Raw genomic sequence first — 19,706 nt, 5'->3', positions numbered from 1 at the left:
CCTTAGCGAATACCGGCACGCATAAACGACTGAATAAACTGACGCTGAAAAATCAGGAACAGCACCAGTAGCGGCAAGGTGGTCATCAACGTGGCGGCGCCAATCAACGCCCACTGCACGCCCTGCTCCGGCGCGGAGAACAGCTGCAGGCCGACAGTCAGCGGCCGCACGTTGACCGAATCGGTGATCACCAGCGGCCAGAGGAAATCATTCCAGTGGAAGCTGATCGACACCAGTGCAAAGGCCACGTAAATCGGCTTCGCCAGCGGAATATAAATTTTGCGCAGAATATAGAATCGGCTGGCGCCTTCGACAATCGCCGCCTCTTCCAGCACCAGCGGAATACTTTTGAAGGTTTGCCGCAGCAGAAAGATGGCAAACGCCGAGGAGAAATACGGCAGCGCGATGCCGGTCAGCGTATCGCGTAAACCCAGCGCGCCGATGGTTTTGTAGTTATTCAGAATCAGCACATCGGGGCTGATCATCAGCTGCAGCAGAATCAGCGCAAAGATCACGCCGGAGAATTTGAGCCGGAAACGCACCAGCGCATAGGCAGCCATGGTCGCCAGAATCAGCTGCACCACCACAATCATCAGCACCAGCAGTGTAGTGTTGAGAAAATAGCGGCCAAACGGCGCGGCGTGCCAGGCATTGACGAAGTTTTGCAGCGTCAGCGGCGACAGCAGCGAGAAGCTAGCCTGATCCGATGCCGGATGAATCGCCACCCATAGTGCCACCAGAATCGGCAAAAACCACAGTAGCGCCGCCAGCCCAATTGCGCTGTTCAGGCACAGGCGGCCAACAGAGAGGTTTGGCTTCATTGATAATGGGCTCGCTTGTCCAACAGGTTAAATTTGATCAGCGCAATGGCGGCGAGGATCATCAGCAGCACCACCGTCATCGCCGCAGCAGCCGGCATGTCCCAGAAGCTAAAGGCGGTGCGATAGATATAAAACAGCAGCAGGCTGCTGCTGTTATTCGGTCCGCCGTTGGTCATCGCAATCACCTGATCGACAATGCGAAAAGCATTCATCGACGCGTTGATCAGTACAAACAGCGTGGTAGGCATCAACAGCGGCCACTGCACGCGGCGGAAGAAATAGCGGCGCGACGCCCCCTCTATCTGCGCGGCTTCGCTCAGGCGTGGATCGATCTGCTGTAATGCGGCGAGATAGAAAATCATGAAAAAGCCTGCTTCGCGCCACACTGACACCGCCATCAGACAATAGAGCGCACTTTCCGGTTCGCCGAGCCAGTTGATCGCTGGCAGGGAAAAGAGCGCCAGCAGCTTATTCAACAAACCGAGCTGCGGCGTATAGAAAAACAGCCATAAATTGGCGATGGCGATCATCGGCAGCAGCGATGGAATAAAGAATGCGGTGCGCACCAGCGCATTGGCGCGCATATGTCGATTGACTGCCAGCGCCATCAGCAACGCCAGCGTCACCGCCAGCGGAATGGTGATCGCCGCATACAGCAGGTTGTTCCTCAGCGACTGAATAAAGATGTCGTCATCCAGCAGCGCAACATAGTTATTCAGCCCGACAAAATGGGCGGGATGGCCGTTACGTGCCGCGCTAAACAGACTCTCCCACACCGTCGCCACTGCCGGATAGTGGGTAAACAGCAGCAAAAAGCTCAGCGCTGGCAAAATCAGCAGATAACCATACAGCTGCATCGACCATAACCGGGGACGACGAACCGGTGCGACGGTGAGGAGTGTGCTCATGATTATTGGTAGGATTTGAGCAGACGATCGGCCTGCTTCTGCGCGCCTTCCAGCGCTTCAGCCGGTGTTTTCGCCTGGGTGACCGCCGCTTCCACCGCGTGATTCAACGCATCCTGAATCTGCACGCTGTTATAGGTTGAAAGCTCGGGCTGGGCATATTTCAACTGCTCACGCGCCACCAGCGCCTGCGGTACCTGTTTAACGTAATCCTTCATCACCGTGGTGTCCCAGGCAGCTGGCGAGGTGGCCACATAACCGGTGGCGATACTCCAGCGCGCGGCTTGCTCAGGCGATGTCACCCAGCGAATAAATTCCATCGCCGCCTTCTGCTGTTGCGCTGAAGCGTTTTTGAATACATACAGGTTACCGCCGCCGGTTGGGCTGCCGCGTTGGGTTTTCTCGGGCAGCATCGCCACGCCAAACGGGAATTTGGCATTATCACGCACGTTGGTCAGGTTACCGGTGGTGGTCACCATCATGGCGGTTTTACCGCTAATAAAGTCCTGCGGTGTGGTGCCCCACGCAATCGCGCCTTTCGGCGATACCTGTTCTTTCTGGCCGAGATCGGTCAGCCACTGCAGGGTTTCTACGTTGCCCGGCGTGTTGAAGTTCACTGCGGTGCCTTTGCCGTTATCCAGACGGCCGCCGTTGGTGGCGGATAAGCCCTGGAAGTTCCAGTAGCCGTTTGGCGTAGACGGAATTTCGATGCCCCATTGGCTGACGCCGTTAGCATCTTTAATCGTCAGTTTCTTACTGAACTCCACCACCTGCTGCCAGTTAGCCGGCGGCGTATCGGCGTTCAAACCGGCTTTCTCAAACGCCTGTTTGTTCCAGTACATCACCACGGTTGAGCGCTGGAACGGCACGCCCCACACTTTGCCGTCAATGTGGCGCAGAAACGCTGGATAGAAACCATCGATCCACTTTTTACCCTCGTCGCCGCTCGCCAGATCGCTGGCGGCAACAATCGCCCCGGCATCTATTAATGAATAGGCTTCGATATCACCGATCACCGCCATTTGCGGGGCGTTGCCACCGCGAAATGCGGTCAGCGCTTTGGTTACGGTGGTGGCATAGTCACCGGTATACACCGGCTGGATACTCACCTCCGGGTGCTGTTTTTGGAAATCAGCCACCAGCGCATCCACGGTGTGGCTGACTTTGCCGCCAACCGCGATGGGATAATACATTTGCAGCTTGACCGGATCGGCGGCGAAGGCCGAAGCAGCAACCGCGAGCATTAAAGCAGAGGCAACGCGTGAGTAACGAATCGCAGACATGATTTTCCCTTCAGCAAATGACAATGGTTAAACGGCGTATTTTTTCTGTGCAGCAAACAACTGTTGTTCAGCGGCGAGGCAGCGCTTACCGCTCTCGCTGTGGAACAGATATTGTCGGGCGGCGGACCACTGCAATCCCACTTCGCTGCCGTCGCTGAAGCGCTGCATTCCCGGCACTTTAACCGTCAACGGCGGCTCAATGCCCGGCAGCACGCACACCAGCAAGGTATCGGCACCCATATATTCAGCGCTGATCACCCGTGCAGTCAGTGCCGCCTGTTCCGGCGCCATCAGCTGAATATCTTCAGCGCGTAATCCCAGGCTCAGCGTCGCTTCGTGGTACTCCACCACCGGTGCGCTGAGATGCATCAGGTAGTGATGAGATCCGTTGCGTTGCAGCGGCAGAATATTCATGGGCGGTGCGCCGATAAACTGCGCGGCGAAAATAGTGGCGGGTTGGTTATAGAGTTGGTCCGGCGTGCCGTGCTGTTCAATGCGGCCATCGTTGAGCAGGATAATGCTATCGGCCATGCTCATCGCTTCGGTCTGGTCGTGCGTGACGTACAGCAAGGTTAAACCGAGTTTCTTCTGCAGCGCGCGGATTTCACGGCGCATGCTTTGCCGCAGCTTGGCATCAAGATTCGATAGCGGCTCATCCATTAAGCACAGCGTGTTATTGGCGATGACCGCTCTGCCCAACGCCACGCGTTGCTGCTGTCCGCCGGAGAGCTGCGACGGCAAGCGCGCCAGCAGTTGATCCAACTCCATCAGCTTGCTCACCTCATCCAGACGCGCAGCATAGGTCTGCTTGTCTTCCCCCCGCGCTTTCAAGCCAAATAGCAGGTTCTCGCGCACGTTGAGGTGCGGAAACAGCGCGTAGGATTGGAAGACCATGGAGAGCTTGCGCTGCGACGGCGGCAGATGCGTGATGTCAGTATGGTTGAAGTGGATCGCGCCCTCATCGGCAGTTTCCAGTCCAGCAATGGTGCGTAACAGCGTCGACTTACCGCAACCCGATGGACCCAGCAGCGCCACAAAGCTGCCTTCTGCCGCCGCAAAACTAATATCATCCAGGGCGATTTTCTCGCCCCAGGCTTTGGTGATGTGATGAAGCGAAAGGTGGCTCATGCATGCGCAATCCAAAAATCAGAATGGCGGTAAGCTAGCGGAAGGAAATGAAGGATTTATGTCATTGCGGTGACTGCGCGGTTAAACAGATGCGCAATGAATTGCGCCGCTACAACGATCTGCACGCCTTGGTAGCGGCGCGAGTCATCGCGCTCTTTGGATTTTTTACGGGTTAAAATAGTGCTGCTTGAGTATCTCGGCGCCATCATCAATCGCTTTCAGCAGGATCTTTTCGCTGGTAACAGCGTCGCCTGCCTGTAGCGCGTCCAGTAAACGATCATAGTTGTGATGTCCGTTCACGACTTCGGTGGGCTGGGGATAGAGATAGTTAAAGCACGGCCCAATTTGCACCCACAGCTGTTCGATGAGCGCCTCCAGCGTCGGCATTTGCGCGTAGCTGTACAAGGTAAACCGAAACGCACGATTGGCTTCTAACGCCGCTTCCGCATCACCGCTCTGCTTGGCCTGCATAAAGCGCGCACAGAGTTTTTTCAGCTCGGTAATCTGTTTTTTCCCCACAAATGGTGTGGCGGCCTTCACCGCTAAACCTTCAAGCTGCTTACGGATTAGCGTAATTTCATCATAACGCTGGCGCGACATTTCTGGCACCAGAAAGGCCGCGGCGGGCGTGGCATCCAGCGCACCGGCAGAAACCAGTCGCAATAACGCTTCACGAACCGGCGTGATACTGGTGCCGAGTTGGGCCGCCAGATCGCGCGTCACCAGCCGTGCGCCAGGTTTGAGCTTGCCGACAATCAGCGCGCTACGCAGCGACGATTCCACCTGCGCGGTCAAACTCATGCGCTGCGCTTTATCCATTTCGATCATAGGTTAAGAGCCTTTTACTGGAATCCGCAAATGGTAAGTTATTTTTAATGTTTTATTGCCAACATCACAGATTATAGGATATATCATGTATTACAAATAAGCACAGTCTTGATTCTGGCAGTATCCACTCTTTTCACTACCTTGCCGTTGGCAATTTTGGGAAACGTTATGAGACTACCTGCAGTGAAGTTTGCCACCACCGCGTTGCTATTTGCTCTGATGCCAGCCGTACAGGCAGCAGAACTGACCATTGGCCAACCTACGTCCGCCACGGCGATGGATCCCGGCTTTCTCAAAGAATCTGCCACGCTGGTAGACAATATTTTCGATACCTTAGTGCGCCGCGCTGATGACATGTCATTACAGCCGGGCTTAGCCACTGAGTGGAAAGCAATCAACGACACCACCTGGCAATTTACCCTGCGCCAGGGCGTGAAATTTACCGATGGCGAGCCGGTCAACGCCGAAGCCGTAAAATTCTCCATTGAGCGTATTTTAGACCCTGCCAATCACGCCCCTACCATCTCCTATATCCGCACCATCAAATCGGTTGAGGTGATCAACGATTATCAGCTGCAGATCCACACCAACGGTCCGGATCCGCTGCTGCCGACGCGTATGAGCCGCTATCCGGCCTACATCGTGCCGCCTGCGTATGTGAAAAAAGTGGGTGCCAGCGAGTTCGCGCGCAAACCGATTGGTAGCGGCGCGTATAAGCTCGATAGCTTCATCCCGGACGAAAAAGTGGTGATGGTGGCCAATGAAACCTACTGGCGCGGCAAACCGGCCATCGATCGCGTCACCTGGCGCCCGATTCCTGAAGCCACTGCGCGTCTCACCGCGCTGCTAACCGGTGAAGTGCAGCTGATTGAAAGCGTACCGGCCGATTTAGTGCCCGCGCTGAAAAACCGCCCTAACGTCGAGCTGGAGCAGGTGAAAGGTGGCGGGTTAACCATTTACCTCGGCCTTAAAGATGATGAGAAACCGCTGAGTGATGTGCGCGTGCGTCAGGCATTGTCGCTGGCGTTGAACCGCCAGGCGTATACCCAACAGCTGCTGCACGGTTTCGGCACGCCAACCGGCACCATGGCCGGCGCCAATGATTTTGGTTACCTGGCAGTACCAGCCAGCACGCAGGATGTGGCGAAAGCCAAATCGCTGCTGGCAGCCGCCGGTTACGCTAACGGCTTCACCTTGCGCTTCCAGGCACCGCGCCGCTACATTGCCAGCGCTGATGTAGCGCAAGCCATCGTGCAGGATTTAAGTGCCATCGGCGTGAAAGCCGAGCTGGAAGTGCCGGAGTGGTCGGTTTATACCCAGCAAGTGGCGTCGCAGAAACAGGCACCGATGTACATGCTGGCGTGGGGCTCAACCCAGACGCTGGATGCCGATGCCGCGCTGTTCCCGATTCTGCGCAGCGGCGAGCCCTATTCCACCGTGCATGATGCCGAACTCGACAAGTTGCTCGATCGCAGCCGTCAGATTGTCGATCCCGCTGAACGCAAAAAAGTGTTAGAGCAGATTCAGCAACGCGTGGCGGAGCAACAGCCGCTACTGCCGCTGTATCGTGAAGATACCTTGTATGCGCACAGCACCTCGCTCAATTTCAAAGGCCGCGTCGATGCCCGCATCCCGCTGTTTGACCTGAGGCTGAAATGATCTCGCCGGGCACCGTGCTGCAGCGCCGTCCGCGCCGCCTGATCTACGGCGATGCGCTGATTGGCTCTCTTTTGCTGATGGTGGTAATTGTCGCGGCGCTAATCTCTCCCTGGCTGCCGTTGCCCGATGCATTAAGCAATAACCTGAATGAGATGTTCTTGCCGCCGGGCAGTTCCGGCGCGCAAGCCACTCACTGGCTCGGTACCGACCAGCTTGGCCGTGACCTGTTATCGCGTATTCTCTCTGGCACCCGATTGTCGCTGCTGGTGGTATTAGTCGCCGCCGCGATTGGCGCGGTGATTGGCGTGGCGCTGGGGATGATTGCAGGCTATGCCGGCGGTTGGGTTGATGCGCTGATCATGCGCTTGATCGACATCCAGCTGGCGGTGCCGTTTATTCTGTTAATTCTGTTGGTGATTGCGCTGATGGGCGCATCGCTCACCAACATCATTGTGATTATGGGCTGCACCAGCTGGGCAATTTATGCCCGCGTGGCGCGCGCCAAAACCTTAGAAATTCGCGAGCTCGAGTACATCCAGGCGGTGCGCGCCATGGGCTTCTCGCCGCTGCGCGTGCTGCTGCGCCATATCCTGCCCAATCTGCTGACGCCGCTGGTGGTGTTGCTGACGCTGGATATCCCGCGCCTGATTGTGCTGGAAGCGTCGGTGGGCTTTCTTGGCATGGGTATTCAGCCGCCGACGCCGACGCTGGGCAATCTGATCGGCGAAGGCCGCTCGTATATGCTGTTGTCGCAGTGGCTGGTGCTCTATCCCGGCCTGGTGATTGCTGCGCTGGTGATTGGCTGCAATCTGCTCGGCGATGCGCTGTTACGCCGTACGCACACAAGGCTGGATTAAGATGCTGAACATTCTGCTCAATCGCCTTGGTCAATCGTTGTTAGTGTTGCTCGGCGTTTCGCTGCTGATTTTCTTTAGCCTGCATATGACGGGCGATCCGGCGGCGCTGATGATGCCGCCCGGTTCCAGCCAGCAGGAGATTGATACCTTTCGCCACAGCATGGGCTTTGATCGTCCGCTGATTTGGCAGTACAGCCACTATATCGGCGGCGTGCTGCACGGCGACTTTGGTGAATCGCTGCGTTACAGCCAGCCGGTGCTGGCTTTGATTGCCGAACGCTTACCTGCCACTGCGCTACTGGCGGTGAGTGCGCTGGCATGGAGTTCACTGCTGGGTTTGCTGCTGGGAATGATCAGCGCCCTGCGCCCGCACAGCCTGTGGGATTTGGTCTGCCGCCTGCTGGCTTTTTCCGGCCAGGCGATTCCGGTGTTTTGGCTGGGATTGCTGCTGATTTTGCTGTTTAGCCTGAAATTACAGTGGCTGCCCTCCAGCGGTTACGGCACCTTCGCCGCGCTGGTGATGCCCGCGCTGAGCCTTGGCGCCTTTTACATGAACGCCGTGGCTCGCCTGACGCGCGCCAGCCTGCTGGACGTATTGCAACAGGATTATATCCGCACCGCGCGCGCTAAAGGGCTCAGCGCCTGGCGCATCGTGGTGCGACATGGTTTACGCAACGCGCTGATTCCGGTGATCACCGTTCAAGGCATGTATTTCGCCTCGCTGCTCGGCGGTGCGTTGGTGACAGAAATTATTTTTGCCTGGCCGGGCATTGGTCGTCTGGCTATTCAGGCGATTCAAAACCGCGACTTCCCGCTGGTGCAGGCCATCGTGTTACTCGCCGCGGTGGTGTTTGTGGCGATTAACCTGCTGATCGACCTGCTCTATCTGGTGCTAAACCCGAGGATTCGTTTATGAGTCGCCTGGCTGCCACCTTAGATCTGCTGAGTGAACTGACGCGCTGGCCGAGCGTGGCCGGTCAGCTCGCCGCACAGCGCGGGTTAGCCGCCTGGCTGGAACAGTGGATGGTGGAGCAGTTGCACGCCACGATCGTTTATCCGGTGGCGTCGCAAAATGACGACGCTCCACCGCTGGTGCATGTGCGCATCGATAACGGCAGCGACAAAACCGTGGTGCTGTACAACATGTACGACGTAATGCCTGCGGATGATGCCGGTTGGGATGTGTCACCGTTTGTCGGCGGCGTTTGTCACTGGGATGACCTCGGCGCGGTGTTTGTCGGGCGCGGCGCCGAGAACAATAAAGGTCCGGTTGCCGCGCTGCTGATCCTGCTGCGTGAGCTGCAGCAGAATCAGCAACTCGATTTCAATATCGAAATCCTGCTTGAGGGTGAAGAAGAGATAGGCAGCGGCGCGCTACGGGGTTATCTGGCGCAGCAGCCTTGCCCAATCGCCCCCGCCGAAGCGGTGCTGTTCCCGTCACTGTGCGAATACGGCGGCGGCGCACCGCGGGTTTACCTCGGCTTTACCGGACTGGCTTCCGGGCGTCTGAGCGTAACCGGCGGCGACTGGGGCGGACCGTCTTCAGCGATTCATGCCAGCAATGCCGGCTGGATCGCCAATCCCGCGTGGCGCCTGGTGCAGGCATTGCATGCCATCGCACCGGCCGAACACAGCGGCGTGCTGGCGTGCAGCACGCCCGATGATGAAGCGAATCCGCTGCTGGCGAGCTTAGCCGAGCGGTTCAGCCTCCATGACGAACTGCGTTTTCGTCGCAGCCAGCGCCTGATGATCGAAGGCGACACCCTGAGCTGCCTGCAAACGCTACTTGGCAGCGCGGTATTAACGCTGGCCGAACTGCACAGCGATCCGCCAGGCGGACGGGGTGTGATTCCGTTTCGCGCCAGCGCCGAATTAGCTTTTCGCATTCCGCCGGGCTTCGATCAGGACGCGATGATCGCCACCGCTCAGCAGCGTTTGGCGCAGCCGGATTTAGCCGGTAGCGAACTGCAGCTGTTCGACCGCTACCCCGGCATGCGTTTTAGCCGCCACGCCAGCGGCGTCGATGCACTGATCGCCAGCTATCAAACGCTGGGTGCCGCTCCGCAAATCTGGCCGTGGGCACCGGGCTGCGCGCCCGCCTATGCCTTCGCCGCCGTCGCGCCCGCCTTTCTGATCGGCGGATTAGGCCACGGAGGTAACGCCCATGCCGTCAATGAGTTTGTTACGCTGGCAGGACTGGAACGCTTCCAGCAATCCATGAGCCTATGGCTCACCGCATTCAATGATTCGGCCATTGGCCGGGTCGCGCCACACCAGGGAAACACCGCAGTACATAAAAATACAAGGCTATAAAAAATGAAATCAGTTGAAGAGTTTGAACGCGTTCCGCTCGGCTTCTTCCCCACGCCTCACGAGCCGCTGCCGCGGCTCAGTGAGGCACTTGGGATTACGCTGACGATCAAACGCGATGACTACAGTGGCTTCGGCGGCGGCGGCAATAAAGTCCGCAAGCTGGAGTACCTGATGGCGGAGGCCTGCAAAACAGGCGTCAATGTGGTGATCACCACCGGCGGGCATCAGTCGAACCACGCCCGCATGGTGGCCGCCGCGGCGCGCAAGTTTGGCATGCGTCCGGTGCTGGTGCTGCGGGGCAATCCGCCCGCCAACTGGCAAGGTAATCTGCTATTGGACAAGTTGTTTGGGGCCGAGGTGCAGTTCCTCGACCCCGACGGCTACTTCACGCAGATTGAAGGTGCGATGCAGGCGCATGCTGATGCGGCGATCGCCCGGGGTGAAACCCCAATGATTATTCCGCTGGGTGGCGCCACGCCACTTGGCGCGTTGGGTTATGTGCGGGCAGTGGAAGAGATGGCGGCGCAGCTGGCACCGAGCCAGACGCCTGCGCCCGACTTCATCGTCGCTCCTACCGGTTCCGGCGGCACGCTGGCGGGACTGCATGTCGGTACGCGCAACTATTGGCCTGAGACTCAAGTGATTGGTGTAAGCGTCAGCGCCAAAGCCGACTGGTTCCAGCCACGCATTGCCGGCATGGCGCAGGATTGTGCCGATCTGCTGCAGTGGCCGCAACGGTGGCAGCCGGACGACATCTGGATTGAAGATGGCTACGTGGGTCAAGCGTACGGCGTGCCATCGGACGGCGGTATCGACGCTATCTACAAACTTGCTCAGCTGGAAGGCGTATTGCTGGACCCGGTGTATACCGGTAAAGCCATGCACGGCCTGTTCTCGCTGGTGGAACTTGGGCGCATCCCACAAGGATCGCGTGTCACCTTCGTGCACTGTGGCGGTTCTCCGGCGCTCTATCCGTTCGCCGACCGTCTGCTGGAGCAGTAATGGACGCCATGTTGCGGGTGCTGGATGAAGCCACCGTTGCACAGCTGGGTGGCGACGATGTCGCGCTGGCGCTGGACGATGTCAAAGCGGTGGTTCGCCTGATGCGCCTTGGCGAGGCGCAGATGCCCGCCGAAAATCACATCGACCTCGGTACGCCGTTGGGTAAAGCCTATGCCTTACCGGCGCGCGTCGGCGGCAGCTACAACGCTGCGGGCGTAAAGTGGACAGCACATCGTCCACAGCGACCGGATGCACTGCCTGCGGCGCTGGCCTTAACGTTAATCAACGATGCGCACAGCGGCATTCCGCGTGGTCTGCTGGCCAGCGGTGCGTTAACCGCCGCGCGTACGGCGGCGGTGAGCGCGCTGGCGCTCCAGCTCGCGGCACCGCGTCCGGTGAAACGCGTGCTGGTGCTCGGTGCCGGTCTGCATGCGCAGGCCCATCTGCGCATGTTGCAACAGCTGTTTCCGCAGCTGGAGCAAATTGGCGTGTGGAATCGCTCGCCTTATAAACTCAGCGCATTTCGCGAAGTGCAAATCGAAACCGATCTGCCGCTCGCCTTAGCGCAGCCTTATGATGCGGTGCTGACCTGTACCAGCGCCGCGCAGCCGATTGTCGAGGCGGCGGCGGTACGCCCCGGCAGGATTATTGTGCAGGTGGGCTACCACGAAGTCAGTTTCGCCGCGATCAAAGCCAGCAGCAAAGTGGTGGTCGATGCCTGGGGCGACTTCGCCCAGCGCAGCGCTAAAAGTCTGTTTCAAATGTTCCGCGCCGGAGAGTTCCGTGAGCAGGAGGTGGCGGCTGACCTCGCTGCGCTGCTTCTCGATAACTGGCGTCCGGAGAGTGATGACAGCGTCTATTTCTCCTCGTTTGGCCTGAACGTATTTGATATCGCCCTCGCCGCCCGCGTGTTACAGGCCGCCGAACACGATGAGCTGGGATCGCTGCAGTCACTGTTCTCGGGAGTTCTGCATGATCATTGATGTGCACACCCTCCAGCAGCGCCAGGCGCGCGGCGAAGCGTTTCTGCTGATCGACGTGCGCGAGTTTGCCGACTGGCAACGCGCCACCTTGCCCGACGCGCAGCACTGTAACGTCTACGACTATTTTATTGAGGATTGCAGCGCGCAAGGGTTAGCAGTGATGGCAGCCGAAGCCGCCACCGCGCTGCAACCGATGTTTACCGCTTGGCCCGGCGCCACGCCGGTATTTTTTGAACAGCAGGTGGGCATGCGATCGCCGCGCGGGGCGTGGTTTGCGTGGCTGCTGCAGCGCGACGATGCGCTAATTCTGGATGGCGGCGTGGATGCGTGGACAGCTGCGGGATTCGAGCTTAGTCCAGGCCTGGGTTTGAGTCGTTCGGTGGCCCATCCTCCCGCAGCCCAGGTGCTGGCGTGGAATGCCGAGATGGTGTGTAGCCGGGAAGCGGTGTTAGCGGCCGATGGCGTGACGGTGATCAACGTCGATGCCCGTCGCCCCAGCGAATTTGATGGCAGTTTTGTCCACGCCTGCTGTCAGCGCGCCGGACGCATTCCTCACTCTGCCCTGTTGTTTTGGGAGGATGTCATTGCTAACGGCCATTTCTTACCCGCTGCGGACATTGCCGCACGTGCCGCGGCGGCAGGACTGAGTAAAAGTGCCAAACTGCAGGTTTATTGCCATCGCGGTGCCCGCGCCGCCACGGTGTTGGCGGCATTGAAACTGGCGGGCTATCCGCATGTTTCGATCTACGTCGGTTCCTGGCACGAATGGGCCGAACACCACGAACTGCCGCTATTACACGGCAGCTGAACGTTGCGCTAATGCTTGCTGAATGTCAGGCGCGGCGGCAAGCAGTTGGCGGGTATAGTTGTCCTGCGGATGGTTAATCACGCTGGCCGTGGCGCCTGACTCGACAATCTTGCCGTGATACATCACCACCACGCGGTCGCACAGTTGTCGCACCGCGCTGAGATCGTGGCTGATAAACAGCACCGATAATCCCAGCTTGTGGCGCAACGTATTAAACAGCGCCAGAATCTGCCCACGCACCGACAAATCCAGCGCGGCCACCGCTTCATCGGCCACCAGCAGCTTTGGCTCCATTGCCAGCGCGCGCGCAATCGCAATACGCTGACGCTGACCGCCGGAGAATGCGCCCGGTAAACGTCCGGCATGTTCCGCTTTCAATCCCACTAACGCCAGCAGCTCTTTTACCCGCTCATCCACCGCAGCGCCTTTGCGCAGCTGCCAAACGCGCAGCGGTTCGGCGATCTGCTCACCGACCGTGATCTTAGGATTGAGACTGGCGTAGGGATCCTGAAAAATGATCTGCGTGTGACGCCGTAAGGTGTGCAGCTGACGGCCTTGCAGATGGCGACCTTCGAAATGCACCTCGCCGCCGTCTGCCGCAATCAGACCTATCGCCGCGCTGCCCAGCGTGGTTTTGCCAGAGCCGGATTCACCAATCAGCCCGACAATTTCTCCCTGCGCAATCGACAGATTGGCCGGATGTAACACGGTTTGGCGTTTGGCCGGCCACAACGGCAGACGGCGCGGTAGCGGATAGCTTTTACAGATATCGCGTAATACCAGCAGCGGCGGCTGTTCCTGCGGTTTGATGGCGTCCGGAATGTGCACCGCCGAGGCAGCAATCAATTTGCGTGTGTACGCATGGGTCGGTGCGCCCAGCGTGCTGAGCACCGCGCCCTGCTCAACCAGCTGCCCTTGCTGCATCACGCACACGCGATCGGCGTAGCGCGCCACCACCGAAAGATCGTGGGTGATCAACAGGATCCCCATGCCCATCTCCTGCTGTAGCTCCTGCAACAGCGCCAGAATCTGCGCCTGAATCGTGACATCCAGCGCGGTGGTCGGCTCATCAGCAATCAACAACTGCGGCTGACCGCTGATGGCGCTGGCAATCATTACGCGTTGCCGCATCCCGCCCGACAGCTGATGAATATACTGGCGCGCACGCTGCGCCGGATTGACGATACCAACGCGATCCAGCAGCGCAATCGCCTCCTGCTGCGCCTGTTTCCAACTGAACTGGCGATGGCGCACCAGCACTTCGGCGATCTGCTCACCGATGCGCAGCGTAGGATTCATGCTGGTCATCGGCTCCTGAAACACCGTGGCGATGCGGCAACCGCGCAGTGCCTGGGTTTTACGCGCATCGAGCGGCTCGCCATTGAACACCACGCGACCGGCACTCTGCTCCACGCCGGCAGGCAGTAAGTTCATCAGGGCCAGCGAGGTTAAGGTTTTACCGGAACCCGACTCACCGACCAACGCCAGGATCTCCTGCCGATCGAGATGGAAAGAGACGTTGTCCACCAGCAGGCGCTGATCGTGAGTGTGCAGCGAGAGATGTTCAACCGACAGTAAGCGGACGTTATTCATCAGACAGGGATTCTCAACAGGGAAAAATACAGGATATATCCTGCACATAAGGTGAACAAGACCGTTAGGTTATGACACTGCGCGTTGCGGAATAAGCCTGTTTGCTGGCAGGCAAAGCGCGATGGCGCCTCACCTAAACCAAAATGAACAGAAATTTGCCGCTACTGCGACAAACTCAAAATCGTGCGGATGTTCTGCGCGGTTGTCGCAATAATATCAATCGCGCCGGTACGCAGCGCGCCGAGGATCGCCATCGCTTTGGTATTTTCGGCGGCAATCGCAATCACGCAGGGAATTTTGCGTAACTCTTCAATACTGAGGCCAATAACACGGTCGTTCATCACCGTATCGACGTGCTGCCCCTGCGAATTGAAGAAGTCATAGCCAGCGACATCGCCGGTGACGCCCTGATTGACGCTGGCATCGATGATTTCGTGCGGCGTAAACCAGCCGAGTTTAACCATGTAGCTGTTTTCGTTCATGTCGCCGATCCCCACCAGCGCCACATCCGCTTTGCGTGCGCGGTCCAGCGTCTCTTTGATGGTGCCGTTTTGCATAAAGGCATCACGCAGCGCCCGGTTCTCAACATAGGCGGGCGCATACAGCGTTTCGCTGATGCCGCCAAACTTCTTCGCCATGCGGCGGCTGATGTGATCTGCGTTGATGGCATCGCCCGGACGATGGGTGCCGCCAATACCGCTGATGAACAGGCAGTTGCGCGTCGGGACCTGGCCGGGATAATCGGCGACAGCGGCGACATTACGTCCTTGGCCCACGGCGACAATCGCGTCGTCTTTTAGCGACTGCGCCAGATGTGACGACACCAGCGCGGCGACCTGACGTCGCTGCTCATCCTGATCCGGCTGATCGAGCGCAATCAGCGCACGCTGCAGCTGCGGAAAGCGATTTTGTAGCTGTTGTTCAAGGCGAGTACTGAATACCGGATGATAACGCACGTTAATTTCGACGATGCCCTCTTCACGGGCGCGCTTCAGTAATCGGCCGACTTTGATACGAGAAATCCCAAACTTACGCGCAATCTCCTCCTGGGTGATTTCGTCCTGATAATAGGCGACGGCAATTTCCGTCAGCAGCTCGGAGTCCTGAGAAAGCGTGTTTTTTTCCATCCGTAACCTGTCTTGTTTTGTGATATCTGAATGCTCAGATTTTCGATTGTGCAACCGCACATTCCGTAGCGGCGCAATTTATTGCGCGATAAATCGCGCCGCTACAGAATGTGCGTGCTGCAAGTAGACTTTGGCAGGGAGTTATATCATTGATACGACTCGCTTCGCCAGACAGCAGCGCCGCGAGTCGTTGGACGCGTCACGCTTAGCGCTTGATCGCGTCGATTTTCAGCATACGGGCAATCACGATATCCAGCTCTTTCTGATCGAAGATTTGCTTCCAGTCTGGTTTCACAATCTTCTCGCGACCGTACTCCATGGCGATCATGCAGGCATCTGAGAACGGGTTGGTGGCGCGGAACGCCACCGCCAGCGCGATCTGAATATGGCCGTACAGCATCGCTTTGGCCGCCTCTTCCGGTACGCCGCTGTGTTTTACGGTTTCATCCAGCGCTTCTTTCATAAATGCGCCGACCATGCAGGCGACGGTCTCTACCAGCGTCGGCTCCAGATACGCCAGTTGCGTTACGGTTACCCAATGTACTTGCTCAACCGGGCCGTACATCACGCTGATCACCTTACTCAGCTCGGCTTTCTGCTCATCAGAACCGCTTTCATAAGAAGCCGCGACATGCTGAACGGCTGCAATGCCGCCGAACGCATCGGCATGCTCCTCTTTGGTGTAACGCTCAAGGAACACTGACGGATGGCAAGGATGCGCTACCGCGTATTCGATGCCATCACGATGGGCGATCAGATTGGCGTACGCCGCTGCCGGGTCCAGCGTCAGCAGAATCGCGCCCGGTTTCATCTGTGGAACCACGCCTTCAGAGACTTTGCCCAACACGATATCAGGCACCGCCAGAATCACCACATCACTCAACGGCACCACGGAGGCGGCATCAGAGAGTTCGCGGCCCTGGGCGCTCACCTGCTCTTGTGCCTTCGGCGAGTTCTCACAGTAAAATACCTGGTAATTGCTTTTCTGGAAGTTGGCAGAAATACGCATACCCATTTTGCCGCCCGCGCCAATCACGGTGATGGTTTTCAGTTGCACGCTCATGTTATTACTCCTGATCTTGTTTACTACGTAAGAATTCAACGGTGCGGCGAGTCCATTCGGCTTCTCGCTCGCAGGTCACCGCGGCATCGTCCTGCCATGGCAACCAGTGTTCGACGATTTGGTTAATGCCTTTATCCGCCGGGCGCACGCTGGCGATCATCCGGTCATAATCCAGCAAGCCTTCGCCCATCGGGCAGCCGGCAAACGTAAAGCCGACCCAGCCATCACGGCGCGTAAAGGCAAAGTCTTTGATGTGCAGATTGCCGACGCGCGCGGCGGTGTTGGCGATCACCTGCTCAGGTAACTCCAGTCCGGCGACACAGTTGGCGGGGTCGAGACACACCGCCAGCCACGGCGACAGAAACCGGTTGATCACCGACATCATCGCGCCGCTGTTCACCTGCTCATAGGTCTCCAGACAGAGACGCACCTGCTGGCGGGCGAAATCCGGCAACACGGCGGCAATCAGTTCAGCGGCTTCATCCAGCGACGGGCGATGGTCGGCGGTATAAAACATCGAGCGCACGACCTGTGCATCAAGGATGTGCGCCATATGCAGATAACGCTGCAGATGCGCAGTGCCGAGGCCGCGCGTCCCCAGTTCCAGCGTGATGCCCAGCGCATCGGCCTGCTGCCGCAATGCCAGCAGCTGTGCGTCTGACCAGCTCTCAATCGCCGGATAGTCGCAGATTTGAAACACCGACACATCGAGATCGGCGGTCTGCTGCAGCATCTGCTCCAGCGTCAGCGGGTCGGGCACTTTTGATGACATACGCCAGAAAAAGGCGTAAGTGCTGAGTCCGATACGGCTCATTAACGGCGCTCCTGAGCCAGTTCGCTGGCTTCCTCAATGATGTGTGCCAACGCGTTAGGATCGTGGGCGAAACGGCCAAGGAACAAGCCGTTGACGTCGCTGCCAAGGCGCTGAATCAGTCCCGGCCCGGCGCTACCGCCGTAAATGACTTTCAGGGTGATGCCCGCCGGCGTGGCCAGCTGCTGCAATCCGGCGCATACCGCGCGGATGTAGCTGTCTGGTGCCGGTTGCGGCGCGCCAATCGCCCATTGCGGTTCGTAGGCAAAGAACACCTCACCTTTTAATCCCTGCTGTGCGGCCTCGGCCAGCGCTTCAGCCAGCTGCTGTTCACACAGCGCGATCGCCTGCTGCGGTTCCGCCTGCTGCTCTTCACCAATACACAGCACCGGCGTTATGCCGTGGCGCAGCGACATCGCCACTTTGGCGGCGATCTGCACTTTGTCTTCATGAAAATGACGACGACGCTCGGCGTGACCAATCTCGGCCAGCGAACAACCTAACTCTTGCAGCATGCTGGCGCTGACTTCACCGGTCCAGGCGCCGTTCTCTGCCTGACACACATCCTGGCCGCCAAAGCGAATCGGCGTGTTGGCAAAGATCTCCGCTACGGCGGGAATGGCGGGATAAGCCGGCAACACGAACAGACCCACTTCGCCGCTTTTCACTGCCGGATGTTCCGCTACGGCAGCCACATCACGGCACCACTGCAACGTTTGCTGATAGCCGAAATACATTTTTAAACTGACGCCGAGCCAGATTTTTGGCTGAGACATGCTTCAAGCTCCTTGTTCCGAGGCACTGTGTTCTTTTAGCAGATCGCCAACGGTATTGACGATTAACGCCAGCGAAATCGCTCCGGCATCTGGCGTACCCACGCTTTTCTCTGCCAGCGGACGCGCGCGTCCCATCTTCGGCACCAGCTGCGCGGTATCCTGCGCTGCCTTGTCTGCCACCTTTGCCGCGGCTAGCCAGGCGTCGGTTAACGAAGCACCTGCGGCGACCGCTTCATTCAGGCTGTCGCTGAACGGCACCAACACATCGACCATGGTTTTATCGCCAACCCGCGCCTTGCCAAAATGCATAATGCCCTCTTTGGCTTCGCGCACGCCGGTTGCCACACGCTGTGCGTCTGGCGTCTGACGATCGCCGAGCGCGGTACCGAGCGCGGTGAGCGCCACGCCCCACAACGCGCCGGAGGTGCCGCCGGCTTTATCGGCCCACGCATCTGCCGCACGGCACAGCAAACTGCCGGCACCGGCACCGCGCGCGGCGACGTCACGCGCTTTCTCTACCGCACCCAATACGCCGCGCTCCATGCCAATACCGTGATCGCCGTCACCGGCCACCGCATCAATATCGCCGAGACGCTCAGCGTTACGCTGTAACATTTCCGCCACGGATTCGAGTAACTGCAGCACGCGCTTTGCGCTCTCCTGCGACTCAACCGTTGCGGTTGGCAACGCCTCTTCACTGCTCTCTTCCAGCTCGGCGGCGCTCAGCGGCTCAGCAACCAATACGCTCCCTTTGCGATAGGCTGGCGTATTGGTTGGCGCGCGCCACAGGGTTTCCAGCTGATCGTCCAGCCACATCAGCGTCAGCGAAGCTCCAGCCATATTAAAGCTGGTGACGAACTCGCCGACATCCGGCTCAACCACCTGCAGTTTGGCTGCGTCGAGCAGCTGCGCCACGCGGCGATAGACGACAAACAGCTCTTCATATTTTACCGAGCCCAAACCGTTGAGGATCACCGCCACGCGCTGACCTTCGGCCTGCTGGATGTCGTCCGGCAGTTCATTCAGCAGACGCTCAACAAAGATCTCTGCCAGCTCATCGGCGCTTGGCATGTCTGTCTCTTTAATCCCCGGCTCGCCGTGAATGCCGAGACCGAGCGCCATGCGCCCTTTTTCCACTTCGAACAACGGATGCGACGCGCCCGGCAGGCTGCAGCCGGAAAATGCCACGCCAAAGGTGCGGGTGCGTTGATTGGCGTGCTGCGCCAGTTGCAGAACCTGTGATAAATCGTGGCCCGCTTCGGCGGCGGCGCAGGCGGCTTTAAATACGCACAGATCGCCCGCCACGCCGCGACGTTTTTCCTGCTCATCTTTGCCTGCGCTGGAGATATCGTCGGTCACCGCCAGCACTTCACAAGGGATACCTTCCGCCCGCAGGCGTTCGCACGCCTGGCCGAAGTGCAGCACATCACCGGCGTAGTTGCCGAACATCAGCAACACGCCCGCGCCGTTATGCGCCGCTCGTGCCACGTTGTAAATCTGCTGCGCCGACGGTGAAGCGAATAAATTGCCCATCGCCGCGCCGTGTGCCAGACCTTGTCCAACCAACCCGGCGAAGGCCGGATAGTGGCCGGAGCCGCCGCCCACAATCACCGCGACGGTATTCGGCTCGCTGCGCGTGCTGCGCACCACGCCGCCAGCAACCTGACGGACTTTGTCAGCGTTGGCGGCGACAAAACCTTCGATGAGCTCAGCGGCAAAGGCTGAAGGTTGGTTAAACAGGTAAGTCAT

Annotated in this window: 18 protein-coding genes; 7 read left to right on the top strand and 11 right to left on the bottom strand. The window is 58.6% G+C overall.

Annotated features, from left to right (window positions below; genetic code table 11):
• Window positions 1-2: 2 nt before the first annotated feature.
• The 5 genes from WH298_RS19125 to WH298_RS19105 all read right to left on the bottom strand — a co-directional run bounded on the left by WH298_RS19125 (window position 3) and on the right by WH298_RS19105 (window position 4,965).
• On the bottom strand, window positions 3-821 hold the full coding sequence (locus WH298_RS19125; protein WP_180823596.1) for a carbohydrate ABC transporter permease: 819 nt from the start codon (window positions 819-821) through the stop codon (window positions 3-5).
• Window positions 818-1,729 (bottom strand): carbohydrate ABC transporter permease, encoded by a 912-nt coding sequence (locus WH298_RS19120; RefSeq protein ID WP_180823595.1) that lies wholly within the window; start codon window positions 1,727-1,729, stop codon window positions 818-820. The genes WH298_RS19125 and WH298_RS19120 overlap by 4 nt, the downstream gene beginning before the upstream one ends.
• Before the next feature lie 2 nt (window positions 1,730-1,731).
• The gene (locus WH298_RS19115) at window positions 1,732-3,009 is read right to left on the bottom strand and encodes an ABC transporter substrate-binding protein (protein WP_180823594.1); all 1,278 of its coding nucleotides are present in this window, start codon (window positions 3,007-3,009) and stop codon (window positions 1,732-1,734) included.
• 27 nt (window positions 3,010-3,036) lie between these two features.
• A complete protein-coding gene (locus tag WH298_RS19110; protein WP_180823593.1) occupies window positions 3,037-4,137 on the bottom strand; it encodes an ABC transporter ATP-binding protein in 1,101 nt (366 codons plus the stop codon).
• Between the two features lie 165 nt (window positions 4,138-4,302).
• A complete protein-coding gene (locus tag WH298_RS19105) occupies window positions 4,303-4,965 on the bottom strand; it encodes a GntR family transcriptional regulator (RefSeq protein WP_007888336.1) in 663 nt (220 codons plus the stop codon).
• Between the two features lie 168 nt (window positions 4,966-5,133).
• Between WH298_RS19105 and WH298_RS19100 the strand changes: the two genes are divergently transcribed.
• Genes WH298_RS19100 through WH298_RS19070 form a run of 7 tightly spaced genes read left to right on the top strand, consistent with a single transcriptional unit; the run spans window position 5,134 to window position 12,587 of the window.
• Window positions 5,134-6,624 carry an ABC transporter substrate-binding protein gene (locus WH298_RS19100; protein WP_180823592.1) on the top strand — a complete coding sequence of 497 codons (1,491 nt, stop codon included), beginning with the start codon at window positions 5,134-5,136 and terminating at the stop codon, window positions 6,622-6,624.
• Window positions 6,621-7,481 carry an ABC transporter permease gene (locus WH298_RS19095; protein ID WP_007888334.1) on the top strand — a complete coding sequence of 287 codons (861 nt, stop codon included), beginning with the start codon at window positions 6,621-6,623 and terminating at the stop codon, window positions 7,479-7,481. Before WH298_RS19100 ends, WH298_RS19095 begins: the two co-directional genes overlap by 4 nt.
• 1 nt (window position 7,482) lies before the next feature.
• Window positions 7,483-8,397, top strand: coding sequence for an ABC transporter permease (locus WH298_RS19090; RefSeq protein WP_180823591.1), 915 nt, complete (start codon window positions 7,483-7,485; stop codon window positions 8,395-8,397).
• Window positions 8,394-9,794: a M20 family metallopeptidase gene (locus WH298_RS19085; RefSeq protein ID WP_180823590.1), complete on the top strand. Its 1,401-nt coding sequence runs from the start codon at window positions 8,394-8,396 to the stop codon at window positions 9,792-9,794. The genes WH298_RS19090 and WH298_RS19085 overlap by 4 nt, the downstream gene beginning before the upstream one ends.
• A gap of 3 nt (window positions 9,795-9,797) precedes the next feature.
• The gene (locus tag WH298_RS19080; protein WP_180823589.1) at window positions 9,798-10,796 is read left to right on the top strand and encodes a 1-aminocyclopropane-1-carboxylate deaminase/D-cysteine desulfhydrase; all 999 of its coding nucleotides are present in this window, start codon (window positions 9,798-9,800) and stop codon (window positions 10,794-10,796) included.
• Complete coding sequence (locus tag WH298_RS19075) at window positions 10,796-11,779, top strand: ornithine cyclodeaminase (protein WP_180823588.1); 984 nt, start codon at window positions 10,796-10,798, stop codon at window positions 11,777-11,779. The genes WH298_RS19080 and WH298_RS19075 overlap by 1 nt, the downstream gene beginning before the upstream one ends.
• The gene (locus WH298_RS19070; protein ID WP_180823587.1) at window positions 11,769-12,587 is read left to right on the top strand and encodes a rhodanese-like domain-containing protein; all 819 of its coding nucleotides are present in this window, start codon (window positions 11,769-11,771) and stop codon (window positions 12,585-12,587) included. Before WH298_RS19075 ends, WH298_RS19070 begins: the two co-directional genes overlap by 11 nt.
• On the opposite strand, the gene WH298_RS19065 is transcribed toward WH298_RS19070, so the two are convergent.
• The 6 genes from WH298_RS19065 to WH298_RS19040 all read right to left on the bottom strand — a co-directional run bounded on the left by WH298_RS19065 (window position 12,573) and on the right by WH298_RS19040 (window position 19,706).
• A complete protein-coding gene (locus tag WH298_RS19065) occupies window positions 12,573-14,180 on the bottom strand; it encodes a dipeptide ABC transporter ATP-binding protein (protein ID WP_180823586.1) in 1,608 nt (535 codons plus the stop codon). The two genes, WH298_RS19070 and WH298_RS19065, sit on opposite strands and share 15 nt — an antisense overlap.
• A gap of 161 nt (window positions 14,181-14,341) precedes the next feature.
• Window positions 14,342-15,307: a sugar-binding transcriptional regulator gene (locus WH298_RS19060; RefSeq protein ID WP_007888326.1), complete on the bottom strand. Its 966-nt coding sequence runs from the start codon at window positions 15,305-15,307 to the stop codon at window positions 14,342-14,344.
• Between the two features lie 205 nt (window positions 15,308-15,512).
• A complete protein-coding gene (locus tag WH298_RS19055; protein WP_180823585.1) occupies window positions 15,513-16,370 on the bottom strand; it encodes a phosphogluconate dehydrogenase C-terminal domain-containing protein in 858 nt (285 codons plus the stop codon).
• Window positions 16,371-16,374: 4 nt separating this feature from the next.
• On the bottom strand, window positions 16,375-17,184 hold the full coding sequence (locus WH298_RS19050) for a sugar phosphate isomerase/epimerase family protein (RefSeq protein ID WP_180823584.1): 810 nt from the start codon (window positions 17,182-17,184) through the stop codon (window positions 16,375-16,377).
• Window positions 17,184-17,957: a triose-phosphate isomerase family protein gene (locus tag WH298_RS19045; RefSeq protein ID WP_007888323.1), complete on the bottom strand. Its 774-nt coding sequence runs from the start codon at window positions 17,955-17,957 to the stop codon at window positions 17,184-17,186. The genes WH298_RS19050 and WH298_RS19045 overlap by 1 nt, the downstream gene beginning before the upstream one ends.
• Window positions 17,958-17,960: 3 nt before the next feature.
• On the bottom strand, window positions 17,961-19,706 hold the full coding sequence (locus WH298_RS19040) for a dihydroxyacetone kinase family protein (protein ID WP_180823583.1): 1,746 nt from the start codon (window positions 19,704-19,706) through the stop codon (window positions 17,961-17,963).

The organism is Pantoea nemavictus (genome assembly GCF_037479095.1).
Lineage (GTDB): Bacteria > Pseudomonadota > Gammaproteobacteria > Enterobacterales > Enterobacteriaceae > Pantoea > Pantoea nemavictus.
The sequence above is the reverse complement of the archived record's forward strand: the minus strand, read 5'-3'. Positions and strand labels throughout refer to the sequence as shown.

What these genes read in the sequence shown, in the direction of transcription:
- WH298_RS19110 (WP_180823593.1), bottom strand. Translation starts at nt 4,137, where the DNA reads ATGAGCCACCTTTCGCTTCATCACATCACCAAAGCCTGGGGCGAGAAA.
- WH298_RS19115 (WP_180823594.1), bottom strand. Translation starts at nt 3,009, where the DNA reads ATGTCTGCGATTCGTTACTCACGCGTTGCCTCTGCTTTAATGCTCGCG.
- WH298_RS19100 (WP_180823592.1), top strand. Translation starts at nt 5,134, where the DNA reads ATGAGACTACCTGCAGTGAAGTTTGCCACCACCGCGTTGCTATTTGCT.
- WH298_RS19085 (WP_180823590.1), top strand. Translation starts at nt 8,394, where the DNA reads ATGAGTCGCCTGGCTGCCACCTTAGATCTGCTGAGTGAACTGACGCGC.
- WH298_RS19065 (WP_180823586.1), bottom strand. Translation starts at nt 14,180, where the DNA reads ATGAATAACGTCCGCTTACTGTCGGTTGAACATCTCTCGCTGCACACT.
- WH298_RS19095 (WP_007888334.1), top strand. Translation starts at nt 6,621, where the DNA reads ATGATCTCGCCGGGCACCGTGCTGCAGCGCCGTCCGCGCCGCCTGATC.
- WH298_RS19040 (WP_180823583.1), bottom strand. Translation starts at nt 19,706, where the DNA reads ATGACTTACCTGTTTAACCAACCTTCAGCCTTTGCCGCTGAGCTCATC.
- WH298_RS19125 (WP_180823596.1), bottom strand. Translation starts at nt 821, where the DNA reads ATGAAGCCAAACCTCTCTGTTGGCCGCCTGTGCCTGAACAGCGCAATT.
- WH298_RS19055 (WP_180823585.1), bottom strand. Translation starts at nt 16,370, where the DNA reads ATGAGCGTGCAACTGAAAACCATCACCGTGATTGGCGCGGGCGGCAAA.
- WH298_RS19060 (WP_007888326.1), bottom strand. Translation starts at nt 15,307, where the DNA reads ATGGAAAAAAACACGCTTTCTCAGGACTCCGAGCTGCTGACGGAAATT.
- WH298_RS19050 (WP_180823584.1), bottom strand. Translation starts at nt 17,184, where the DNA reads ATGAGCCGTATCGGACTCAGCACTTACGCCTTTTTCTGGCGTATGTCA.
- WH298_RS19045 (WP_007888323.1), bottom strand. Translation starts at nt 17,957, where the DNA reads ATGTCTCAGCCAAAAATCTGGCTCGGCGTCAGTTTAAAAATGTATTTC.
- WH298_RS19075 (WP_180823588.1), top strand. Translation starts at nt 10,796, where the DNA reads ATGGACGCCATGTTGCGGGTGCTGGATGAAGCCACCGTTGCACAGCTG.
- WH298_RS19090 (WP_180823591.1), top strand. Translation starts at nt 7,483, where the DNA reads ATGCTGAACATTCTGCTCAATCGCCTTGGTCAATCGTTGTTAGTGTTG.
- WH298_RS19080 (WP_180823589.1), top strand. Translation starts at nt 9,798, where the DNA reads ATGAAATCAGTTGAAGAGTTTGAACGCGTTCCGCTCGGCTTCTTCCCC.
- WH298_RS19105 (WP_007888336.1), bottom strand. Translation starts at nt 4,965, where the DNA reads ATGATCGAAATGGATAAAGCGCAGCGCATGAGTTTGACCGCGCAGGTG.
- WH298_RS19120 (WP_180823595.1), bottom strand. Translation starts at nt 1,729, where the DNA reads ATGAGCACACTCCTCACCGTCGCACCGGTTCGTCGTCCCCGGTTATGG.
- WH298_RS19070 (WP_180823587.1), top strand. Translation starts at nt 11,769, where the DNA reads ATGATCATTGATGTGCACACCCTCCAGCAGCGCCAGGCGCGCGGCGAA.